This is a genomic window from Limosilactobacillus agrestimuris (assembly GCF_943193105.1).
In the GTDB taxonomy this organism is placed as follows: domain Bacteria; phylum Bacillota; class Bacilli; order Lactobacillales; family Lactobacillaceae; genus Limosilactobacillus; species Limosilactobacillus agrestimuris.
In genome coordinates, this window is record NZ_CALPCW010000007.1 from 1 (window position 1) to 10,839 (window position 10,839).

At 40.9% G+C, this 10,839-nt stretch carries 9 protein-coding genes; all 9 read right to left on the reverse strand.

Annotation, left to right across the window (positions count from 1 at the left end; translation table 11 throughout):
- Positions 1–1,305: 1,305 nt before the first annotated feature.
- The 9 genes from lysS to NFR46_RS05630 all read right to left on the reverse strand — a co-directional run bounded on the left by lysS (position 1,306) and on the right by NFR46_RS05630 (position 10,827).
- Positions 1,306–2,829, reverse strand: coding sequence for a lysine--tRNA ligase (lysS, locus tag NFR46_RS05590; RefSeq protein ID WP_251575468.1), 1,524 nt, complete (start codon positions 2,827–2,829; stop codon positions 1,306–1,308).
- 14 nt (positions 2,830–2,843) lie between these two features.
- A complete protein-coding gene (gene dusB, locus NFR46_RS05595) occupies positions 2,844–3,860 on the reverse strand; it encodes a tRNA dihydrouridine synthase DusB (RefSeq protein WP_251575469.1) in 1,017 nt (338 codons plus the stop codon).
- 97 nt (positions 3,861–3,957) lie between these two features.
- A complete protein-coding gene (gene hslO / locus NFR46_RS05600) occupies positions 3,958–4,869 on the reverse strand; it encodes an Hsp33 family molecular chaperone HslO (protein WP_251575470.1) in 912 nt (303 codons plus the stop codon).
- An 87-nt stretch (positions 4,870–4,956) separates the two neighbouring features.
- Entirely contained in the window at positions 4,957–7,104 is a 2,148-nt protein-coding gene (ftsH, locus tag NFR46_RS05605; RefSeq protein WP_251575471.1) for an ATP-dependent zinc metalloprotease FtsH, read from the reverse strand.
- Between the two features lie 408 nt (positions 7,105–7,512).
- A complete protein-coding gene (gene hpt / locus NFR46_RS05610) occupies positions 7,513–8,055 on the reverse strand; it encodes a hypoxanthine phosphoribosyltransferase (protein ID WP_251575472.1) in 543 nt (180 codons plus the stop codon).
- Positions 8,052–9,440, reverse strand: coding sequence for a tRNA lysidine(34) synthetase TilS (gene tilS, locus NFR46_RS05615; protein WP_251575473.1), 1,389 nt, complete (start codon positions 9,438–9,440; stop codon positions 8,052–8,054). The genes hpt and tilS overlap by 4 nt, the downstream gene beginning before the upstream one ends.
- Before the next feature lies 1 nt (position 9,441).
- On the reverse strand, positions 9,442–9,936 hold the full coding sequence (locus tag NFR46_RS05620; RefSeq protein ID WP_251575474.1) for a S1 domain-containing RNA-binding protein: 495 nt from the start codon (positions 9,934–9,936) through the stop codon (positions 9,442–9,444).
- Positions 9,937–10,087: 151 nt separating this feature from the next.
- Complete coding sequence (locus tag NFR46_RS05625; protein WP_251575475.1) at positions 10,088–10,444, reverse strand: FtsB family cell division protein; 357 nt, start codon at positions 10,442–10,444, stop codon at positions 10,088–10,090.
- Between the two features lie 116 nt (positions 10,445–10,560).
- Positions 10,561–10,827 carry an RNA-binding S4 domain-containing protein gene (locus NFR46_RS05630; RefSeq protein ID WP_191684862.1) on the reverse strand — a complete coding sequence of 89 codons (267 nt, stop codon included), beginning with the start codon at positions 10,825–10,827 and terminating at the stop codon, positions 10,561–10,563.
- Between the last annotated feature and the right edge of the window lie 12 nt (positions 10,828–10,839).

Here is a 10,839-nt window from a genome sequence, read left to right on the forward strand (position 1 = left end):
TAAGAACTTGAATAGCTCTAATTCAAATTAATTAAGCGAATTGACTTCGCAAATGTTTTTGCTTCAAATCGTAATGACTGAAGACCCTACACATTTGATTCGTCGAAACTTTGTTCAGTTTTCAAAGGTCTACCTTGTTTAACCAATTAGTCAAACAGCACTTGTTATTATATCACATGCTAATTTTGATGTCAACAATTAATTTGAATATTTTTCAAATTAATTTATTCGACTGTTCTAACAAGCAACTTTTATAAGTTATCACATATTGAATAGTGTGTCAATATTTAATTCTAAAAAAGTTGAAAATAAAATTAACTTAGCTATTCATTTTGTGACAACGCTAATTACTATACAGGCTCTTCACCAATAAGTCAACATCTTTTTTACTTTTTTCTATATTAATTTAAATTAAACTTATTTTCCCCCTCCGAATCCATATTCAACTCATTGAATCATCTAAATACTGTAAAACCCTTCCTCTAAATTAAATTGTACTTTATAAACAACACAAGAAGCCCTAACACTTGAATCGTTTCGGATGTTAAATCATATTGTAATTATAGTTAATATGATTTCTCTCCAGAATCAAGTTTTGTCAAATTCTCTTAGCCATGCTTACCTCCTAGGGCAAACCAGCAATTGATGCTAACAATAAACCAATTACACTGGTATTAGAAGCTTAATCACCAGTTTTTTTCTCACTTGTTACTAACTACTCGATCTGATTTATTCTTTGTAGTAGTTTGACCCGGAATATTATTTTCATCAGCCTTGACTAAGTTGTCATCCCCAACGGTTTTACTAATAACATTCGGTTCACTGCTTAATGGTTGTCCCGTTTTGATTAGGCTAATTTGATCGTCCTTACTGATCAGAAGATGAAGTAATGACCTTCGTGCACATTACAATAACAACAATATCAGGCGTCTCACTAGCAATTTCAACTAGTGATACCAATTCAGTATTAGGCTAATAGTTAGAAACAACTGAATCCGCTGACTGGTTAGTTATTATCCCTGGGCTCCAACTGGTTTGTTCCGTTATTTTATCCTTTGTTTCGCTCAAGGTAAAAGTAGTGGTTTGAACAGCGCCTGATTTGACCGCACCCATACTATACGGGTAACCGTCTGGATGTCAGTGACTGATTTTGTGGTATGTTCATAAACCTGATTAGTACCTTCATTGTGATCGGATAACACACTATATCCATATTATTGTCTAAGCATTAATATGGATATTTTGCTGTTAAAAAAGCCACATTCCTCTTACCGAGAGATGTAGCTTACCTAATTTCAGATTAGTTTACTTCTTCTTATTCTTTTTCTTTGAACCGTCTTGCTTTTCCTTTTCCGGACGCATTGTTGGGAAGAGGATGACGTCACGAATAGACTTAGCATCGGTCAAGAGCATTACTAAACGGTCAATTCCGATTCCAAGACCACCTGTAGGAGGCATCCCGTATTCAAGAGCTTCAACATAGTCTAAGTCTACTGGTTCCGCTTCGTCGTTACCATTAGCCTTTTCCTTAGCTTGCATCTCGAAACGTTTCTTTTGGTCAATTGGGTCATTCAATTCACTAAAGGCATTCGCTAATTCGCTACCATCAACGTACAATTCGAACCGGTCGGTCATCTCTGGGTTTTCCTTGTTCCGCTTTGCTAGTGGAGAAACTTCAACAGGGTATTCGTAAACGAATGTCGGTTGGATCAAGGTATCTTCAACGAACTCTTCAAAGAAGGCGTTTAAAATATGACCCTTTGTCCAGTAAGGCTTGTATTCAACCTTGTGTTCATCAGCCAACTTCTTTGCATCATCATCAGTCATTGATTGATCGCTGAAGTCAATGCCAGTCTTTTCCTTAACGGCATCTACCATTGTGATCCGCTTAAAATCTCCACCAAGGTCAATCTCGTGTCCTTGGTAGTTAACCTTACCATCATCAGAAACAACCTTCGCAGCTGCCTTAACGATCCCTTCAGTTTCATCCATAACGTCACGAAAGTCAAAGTAAGCAGCATAAGTTTCCATTGTCGTAAATTCGGGGTTATGGTGTGGATCCATCCCCTCGTTCCGGAAGATCCGGCCAAGTTCATATACCCGTTCAAAGCCACCGACAATTAACCGTTTGAGGTACAATTCGGTAGCGATCCGCAAGTACATGTCAATGTCCAAGGCATTGTGGTGGGTGATGAATGGTCGTGCATTGGCACCACCAGCTTGGGTATTCAAGATTGGTGTTTCAACTTCAGTAAAGCCGTGTTCATCCATGTAACGACGAACAGCCTTGATGATCGCTGTCCGTTGGTGGAAACGCTTGAAGCTTTCTGGATTGGAAATCAGGTCAAGGTAACGTTGACGATAGATCGTCTCTGGATCAGTAACCCCTTCCCATTTGTTTGGCAATGGACGAAGAGCCTTGGATAAGAAGGTGATCTTGTGCGCACGAACGGTCAATTCACCGGTATCAGTCTTGATCACATCCCCTTCAATTCCAAGGAAGTCACCAATATCAGCGCGCTTAAAGATGTGGTATGGTTCATCCCCTACCATGTCTTTTCGAGCATATACTTGGATCTTACCGGTACGGTCAACAAAATCTGCAAAGCCGGCTTTACCACTACTCCGCTTACGAGTCATCCGACCAGCGATAATAACCTTTTCGCCCTTTTCGTTTAATTCTTCCTTGCTGTATTGGTCATACTTATCATGTAGATCTTGTGCAAGGTGATCACGTTTGAAGCGGCGACCAAACGGTTCAATTCCTGCTTCTTTAAGTTCATTCATCTTTTCGCGACGAACGCGCATTTGATCTAATTCTTGTGACACTTACTTTCTCCTCCTCATATTAAGCGTGCTGTCTTTGCGCCCTTTTTTAATTCACGCTCAGTTGTTTGTTCAGCAAACCGATCAAAAATATCATTCATTTCTTGGCGAGTTTCTGCCTCTACCAAGGCAGCCTTAGTCCGTGCGGAACGCGGAATCCCCTTCAAGTAGTATGTAGAAAGACCACGGAATTCGCGAACACCGACATATTCACCCTTCAAATCAATCAACCGGTTAAGGTGTTCTTTAGCCATCTTAATCTTTTGTTCGGGGGTCGCTTCTGGAAGTAGTTCTCCAGTTGCAAGGTAGTGTTCGGTCCGCTTGAGCATCCACGGGTTTCCAAGAGCTGCACGACCAATCATCGCAGCAGTTGCTCCAGTTTCCTCCAGGATCCGTTTAGCATCTTCTGGAGTCCGCACATCACCATTGGCCATAAATGGAATTGATAGATGATCTGCCACTTCTTTTAGTATATTCCAATCAGCGTGTCCCGTATACATCTGTTTTCGGGTTCGGCCGTGCATTGCAATCGCAGCTGCCCCAGCTCGTTCAGCAGCCATGGCATTTTCTACGGCATAAATATGCTTGTCGTCCCAACCAGTCCGCATTTTTACCGTTACTGGTTTTTTCACAGCATCGGTAACATAGGAAACCATTTCGTAAACCTTGTTCGGATCAAGGAGCCACCGGGCACCGGCATCCGTCTTAACAACCTTATTTACCGGGCATCCCATATTAATATCAATCACATCAGCTGCAGTATGCTCATCAACGTACTTTGCAGCTTGAACTAACGTTTCCTTAGTTCCACCAAAAATTTGGATTCCCATTGGGTGTTCACTTGGGTCAACATCCATCATGTTTAATGTCTTCTTGTTGCGGTACATAATTCCTCGATCAGAGATCATTTCACAGACAACGTACCCTGCACCAAATTCCTTACTAATCACCCGGAAAGCAGAGTTAGTAACTCCGGCCATTGGCGCAACAACTACTTGGTTGGCAATTTCAACATCTCCAATATGCCACTTCATTTTTTCACCTCATTATTAAAATTAATGTGAACTGCACTGGCTAAATTCTTCGTTCAATAACCAAATCATGATAGCACATCATTAATCTTTAACCAAATTAATTGTCTTCTTTGGTATTTTTTGAGTCCATCTTGGCATAAATATCTTTCAACTCTTGTTCATTGAATTCATATTTCTTACCACAGAATTGGCAAACTGCTTCAGCGTGGTGATCTTCATTAATCATCTTTTCAAGATCCTTTTTAGCAATACTTGCCAAAGCGTTGGCAAAACGTTCCTTACTACAATCACAACGGTATGCGACTGGCATCCGGTCAAGGATCTTTAATTGATCACCAAAGATTCGTTTCAAAATATCTTCTGGTGTATCACCATCACGAAGCATTTCTGAAACTAGTGGTAAATTCTTTAGCGTCTTTTCTAGTTTACTGATTTCTTCATCACTGGCACCAGGAAGGACCTGAATCATAAAGCCACCGGCAACCTCAATTGATTCATCAGGATTTACGAATACAGAAAGCCCTACTGCTGATGGAATTTGTTCAGATTGGGCAAGGTAGTAAGTAAAGTCATCACCTAATTCACCAGAAACCAGGTTAACCTGACCAGTGTATGGGGTCTTATCACCTGGTGCCATCTTGGTAACAGAAAGAGTTCCGTGCTTCCCAACGGCCCCAGAAACATCAATCTTTCCCTTATCATTTGCGGGTAGACTAACATGGTTGTTCCCCATGTATCCCTTAACCGTTCCTTGAGCTGTTCCATCCGCAACAATAAAGCCAACCGGACCGTCACCTTGAATTTTTACGGTCATCCCCGCCTCACCTTGAAGGCTCGCCGTGGCTAACAAGAGGGTTCCAATCAATGTCCGCCCAAGAGCCGCAGAAGAAGCACTCCAAGTATCATGAATTTCGTGAGCCTTTTCTACTAATTGGGTTGCATTAACAGCATATGCCCGAAACTTACCGTCTTTACTCATACTCTTTACAAGGTAATCTGTTGATTTCATTTTTGTCATCCTTTCATACTTATATGATACAAAAAACAGGTGGAATATGACCAACCTTTGGCTTATTCCCCCTGTTTTTCAATCTAATTATTTATCCTGTTCGTCTGAATCATCGGAATGATCATGACTGGCATCGCTAGCAGAAGTTGGAGCATCAGTAGCGTCACTAGCTGGAGTATCAGCAGCTGATTCTTCATTTTCATCACTAGCAGAACTACTTGCCTTAAGTTGTTCATGCTTTTCGTCTTCTAACCGTTCCAAAGCACGCTTGGATTCTTCAAAGGTTTGTGCACGAGCTTCTTCATCAGCAGCAGCGATATCCTTATCAGGCAACTTCCCAGTCTTGTAAAGACTAAGAATTTGCTTCTCATCAAGCGTTTCGTACTTCAGTAAGGCTTCAGCAATGATCTTATGTTGTTCACGGTGAGTCTCAATAATGTGGAGGGCCCGTTCATGACCTTCACGAAGGATCCGCCGTACTTCTTCATCAACCAAGGCTGCAGTCTTTTCAGAGTAAGGTGATTGGTCATAACCTTGACCAGTAAATACTTGACCTGAACTTTGCAGTTCAACAGGACCAATCTTGTCACTCATCCCGTACTGGGTAACCATTGCCCGAGCAATTTGGGTTGCCTGTTCGAAGTCATTCGAAGCACCTGAAGATTGAGACTTAAAGATTAACTCTTCAGCCGCACGACCACCCATTAATCCGGCGATCTGCTCCTCAGCATTCTTCTTGGACATCAACATTTGATCTTCCCGTGGCAGCATAATTGCATAACCACCGGCACGACCACGAGGGACAATCGTAACCTTATGAACGACACGCGCATCATTCAAGACAAGACCAACAATTGTATGTCCAGCTTCGTGATATGCAACTGTTCGTCGTTCTTGCTTTGATTCAACTCGATCGTGCTTAGCTGGACCAGCGATTACCCGGTCTTCAGCTTCATCAAGATCGGCTTCGTCAATTTGTGTCTTGTTTCGCCGCGCTGCTAATAAGGCAGCTTCATTCAATAAGTTTGCCAAGTCTGCCCCAACAAATCCTGGGGTTTGCTTAGCAATTTCCTTTAAATCAACATTATCTGCCAATGGCTTGTTCTTAGCGTGAACACGAAGGATGGCTTCACGTCCCTTAACATCTGGACGACCAACTAAGATCTTCCGGTCAAAACGACCTGGACGAAGCAAGGCCGGATCCAGAACATCAGAACGGTTAGTAGCGGCCATAACAATGACCCCTTCATCACCTTGGAACCCGTCCATTTCAACCAGTAATTGGTTCAATGTCTGTTCACGTTCATCGTGGCCACCACCCATTCCGGCACCACGCCGACGACCAACAGCATCAATTTCATCGATGAAGATGATTGCTGGAGCGGCCTTCTTAGCTTGTTCGAATAAGTCACGAACACGACTAGCACCAACACCGACAAACATTTCAACGAAGTCAGAACCTGAAATTGAGAAGAATGGTACTCCAGATTCACCAGCAACGGCCTTAGCAAGTAAGGTCTTACCAGTACCTGGAGGCCCCTCCAAAAGAACACCAGATGGGATCTTTGCACCAAGACGGGTGAACTTCTTTGGATTCTTCAAGAATTCAACAACTTCAACCAGTTCTTGTTTTTCTTCCTCTTCACCAGCAACGTCAGAGAAACGAACTTTGTTTTTCTTGGCATCGGCAGGCTTTGCCTTTGTCTTCCCAAAACTCATTACTCCACGACCGCCGCCACCTTGACCAGCTTGGCCCATCATCATGTAGAAGAAGAATATCATGATGATTAATGGTAAGACAGTCAACAGCAAGTTCATCCAAACACTGTTAGATTCCTCTGCTCGTGTACTGATTTTAACGTTTTCCCGGTCAGCATACTTTTGTAATTGACTAACGGTTACATCACTTTGCAATACAGAACTTTGGAAGTGGTTGACTTTGCTGTTACGTTGCGTGGTAAAACCAAAACTATTAGCAGAATTATTATTAGCAGATTGCGGTTTACGATAGGTACCTGTAATCTTATAAACTCCACCATTTGGCTGTAGTTGGAAACTCTTAACCTTGTTACTCTTCAATTCAGAGATAAACTCTGTTTGTGAGACGTTCTTACTTTGGCCATTACTTTGGCTTCCACCAAAGAAGAAGTAAGCAATCCCCATAATACATAAGAAAATCACTGCGTAGAAGAGAACGTTATGAGTAAAATTATTGTTTCTCCGATTGTTATTCATAACAACCTCCTATTCTACCAGCAACAATATTGTGGTTACAATTGTAGTGACTATCATAGCATAATTGACAAATATTGACCAGTCAATTATCACACCTAATAGACACCACCCAACAATGCCCAATTCTACATTTTTTAGATTAATTTTTCCACTGATTTACCAATAATTCAAAAAGACTTCAAAGCTCGAAGCCCGAACTCTGAAGTCCTTATTCTATTTAATTAGAGACTTATTACTAATAGTCTCCGAACCTATAGAGTCTAATCGCGGAAATTAACCAGAGCCTTAGAGTCTAACGCAGCGGAGCAAGCCTATTTGGCTACGAACGATTCTGATGATTCCATCATCATTCGTTCTAGGTTAGCCAACCAGGCTCTTGAAGAGGTTAATTTCCAGCTTCTATATTAATTAGTCCTTCTCATAAACAGCTGGCTTTAAAATCCCAACATAAGGAAGGTTCCGGTAGTAACCCTTGTAATCCAAACCGTAGCCAACTAAGAACTCGTTTGGAACGTTAAAGCCGACATAATCAGCCTTTACTTCAACTTGACGTCCTTCAGGCTTATCTAGTAAGGTACAAACCTTAACACTCTTTGCACCACGTTCTTTTAAGAGGTCAATTAAGAATTTTAAAGTATGACCAGTATCAACGATATCTTCCATAATTAGAATTGAGCGTCCACGGATATCTGACTTCAAATCTTGAACCAGCTTTACCTCACCAGTTGAAGAGGTCCCACCGTAGTAACTAGAAACATCGATAAAATCAAGCTTGGCCATAATGTCCATCCGCTTAATCATATCAACAGTAAACAAAACAGCCCCAGTCATTACAGAAATAATTAATGGTCGCTGTTCTTTATATTCAGCAGTTAACTGCTTTGCAAGTTCATTCATCCGGCGGTTAATTTCTTCTTCACTGTACAATACTCGTTCAATATCGTTATTCATTCTTTTCTCCTCTTCAAATCACGTATGCCAATAACTAGCCGTTGCCACTGATCAAGGTAATCGTCAGGTCGGGTAAACCAACCCCACTTCCGCCCAATGGCCCACACAATATTATTCTTAGCATCAGCAATTACTAGCTGCTGATTACGCTCTAATAACGGTACTTTCTGATCAATTAGAACACGACTAACCCTTTGATGACCACCATTTTTTAACGGTAGTCGATCTTGATCTTGCCACCGACGAATTCTTAACGGCAATTGCTCAGGCGCCAACCACATCTCTTGGTAATCAGCTGTTTTACCAAAAAAACTCTTGGTTGTTGCGACTGCAATTTGATAATCGTTCCCAATTGAATACCAACGGCCCAATTTTACCACAGAATTTATGGAAGTTTGAGCTTTTTGTGGTAATTGATTAACATTTTTCAAAAATAGTTCGGAATAGTTCTTAAATAAGACTAAATCAGGGGCAATTTGACGACTAAATTGAGGTAAATGACGATTATTAATATCCGCAAACAGCTGTTCAATAAAGCCCTGCTTCAAATTAGTCACCTTAGACCACTCTAACCACTTCACCAAAATTAACCGTTCCTTTGCTAATGGGAACTGCAATAACTGTCTTAAATTAAGGTGACCATCTTCATCTGCAATCTTTTCTAATTGTTCCTTTGCAAACTGGTCTTCAAGTTCAACCGCTAACTCTAATTGCTCGTGATAACTGCTCAATGAGTCAAGAAGGTTCGGGTTTTCTGCTTCCAATAGTGGAATGACACGGTGGCGGAAACGATTTCGGCTAACCGTTAGTTCCTGGTTAGTTTCATCCTCATACCATTTCAGCTGATTACTAATCGCGTATTCACGTAATTGTTGTTTGGAAAAGATAAGCAAGGGCCGGACAAGCTTCCCGTTAGCAAAAGCCCGTTGTTCTTCAATCCCAATCAATTGGGGCAGCTGACCGCCCCGCGTTAGCTTCATCAACATCGTTTCAGCTAAATCATTCTTATGGTGGGCAGTAATTAAAATTGACGCTTGTTCCTGCTCCATTACCCGCGCAAAAAAGTGGTAGCGCATCTTTCGGGCTGCTTCTTCGATCCCTGTTGTTGGGTGTTCTGCCACTGGCCACTGGTGAACGACCAATTGAAGATGGTGTTCACTACAATAGTGACGAATAAACTGTTCTTCTTCCTTACTTTGCTTTCTTAGCTGGTGGTTTACGTGGGCGACAATTATCTGTGGTCGTAACGTTTCGGGAAGCCGTTGCAATAGGGATAGCAATACCATTGAGTCGACTCCTGTTGAAACAGCTACAACCACTCTTTTATCCTTATCAAAAAAGCGACCCTGTTGTAGGTATCGCTTAAATTTATTGTTTAAATTCATCTTAACTCCGACGACCACCACGACCGCCACGCTTACCATCAGTCTGACGTTTCAATGTTGAAAGCCGTGATTCACTTTCCTTTAAGTAACCGGCTAACATCTCATCGAAGTTCTCATGACGTCGTGATTGGTGATGACCTGAGTTGAATCCGCCATGGTAACCATGCTGATTTTGCCGTTCAAAATTATTATTCCGTCGTTCACGATGTTCATGATGGAAATTGTTACGATGGTGTTCACCGCGTCCTTCATCATGATGATGTTCTTCAGCATCTTTCATTGAAAGAGCAATCTTACCATCATCGCCAACCTTAGTAACCTTAACCGTTACCGTATCACCGACTGACAACACATCATGAATGTCCTTTACATAATTATTTGAAATTTGACTAATGTGTACTAAACCAGTTTGGTTATCATCCAAATCAACAAAGGCCCCAAAATTAGTAATTCCTGAAACCTTACCTGAAACCTTTGCTCCAACTTCAACTGACATGAAATTAATTGATCCTCCTCAAGCCACAATATTTGTGATAAATGTATGTTGAGTATAACATACTTCAAACCAGAAAAGGTGATAAAAACATTAATATGTAAGAAAAAAACAGGAACAAGTTAACCATGACCCTGTTCCTGTTTTTTCGTTACTAATTATCTAAATTATAAACTGTCTCGCCCTTCTTCGTATAATTATACTTTGAGCGAATTATTTGTTGCAGATAATCGGGATTATGTAGCTGCTGTTTTTCTTGTTTAAGGTCCTTCCCAATCTCCTTTTGGCGGGCTAATTGGGTCTTTGAAGTACGAATACTGGCATTAATCTTTGCTAAAGATCGCTTACTTTGAATAATTTGTAATCCAAGAATTAAGAAGACAACAGTAAAGAAGAGTAGGATCAGTTTACAGCGCTTAATACGTGTTCGTCGCACCACCTGTTGATTAACAGTCATCTGTCTAGCGTAAGGCGTATTAATTTGTGAAACTTTGTCAGAATGACTCTTCATTTTTGTTGCCCCCTAATTTGACTTATCACAAGTTAAGTATAACAGCCTTCGAGGGGGATTGTCTATAAACAATCGAAATTATTAAATGTTTTATTAATATTTATTCATTAATAACCCTAATCAAAATTTTCTGCATAAGTTTCATCAATAATTTTATACATATTTTCTGCTTCGCTTTTCTTGGTTGTTTCAACGATCTGATTAACCTTAACAGTTTCAGTTTTATTACCAAACTTAATCGTTAACGTATCTCCTGCAACAACCTGGCTTGAAGACTTAGCTGGCCGATCATTAATCAGAATTCTTCCTTGATCAGCAATCTCCTTTGCCACCGAACGTCGCTTAATAATTCTTGATACTTTGAGAAATTTATCTAATCGCATGCCATCCTCTTC

Bases quoted from the DNA above. Each gene is read 5' to 3' on its own strand.
- dusB (WP_251575469.1), bottom strand. From the start codon at position 3,860: ATGAAGTGGCATATTGGAGATGTTGAAATTGCCAACCAAGTAGTTGTT.
- hslO (WP_251575470.1), bottom strand. From the start codon at position 4,869: ATGAAATCAACAGATTACCTTGTAAAGAGTATGAGTAAAGACGGTAAG.
- ftsH (WP_251575471.1), bottom strand. From the start codon at position 7,104: ATGAATAACAATCGGAGAAACAATAATTTTACTCATAACGTTCTCTTC.
- hpt (WP_251575472.1), bottom strand. From the start codon at position 8,055: ATGAATAACGATATTGAACGAGTATTGTACAGTGAAGAAGAAATTAAC.
- tilS (WP_251575473.1), bottom strand. From the start codon at position 9,440: ATGAATTTAAACAATAAATTTAAGCGATACCTACAACAGGGTCGCTTT.
- NFR46_RS05620 (WP_251575474.1), bottom strand. From the start codon at position 9,936: ATGTCAGTTGAAGTTGGAGCAAAGGTTTCAGGTAAGGTTTCAGGAATT.
- NFR46_RS05625 (WP_251575475.1), bottom strand. From the start codon at position 10,444: ATGAAGAGTCATTCTGACAAAGTTTCACAAATTAATACGCCTTACGCT.
- NFR46_RS05630 (WP_191684862.1), bottom strand. From the start codon at position 10,827: ATGCGATTAGATAAATTTCTCAAAGTATCAAGAATTATTAAGCGACGT.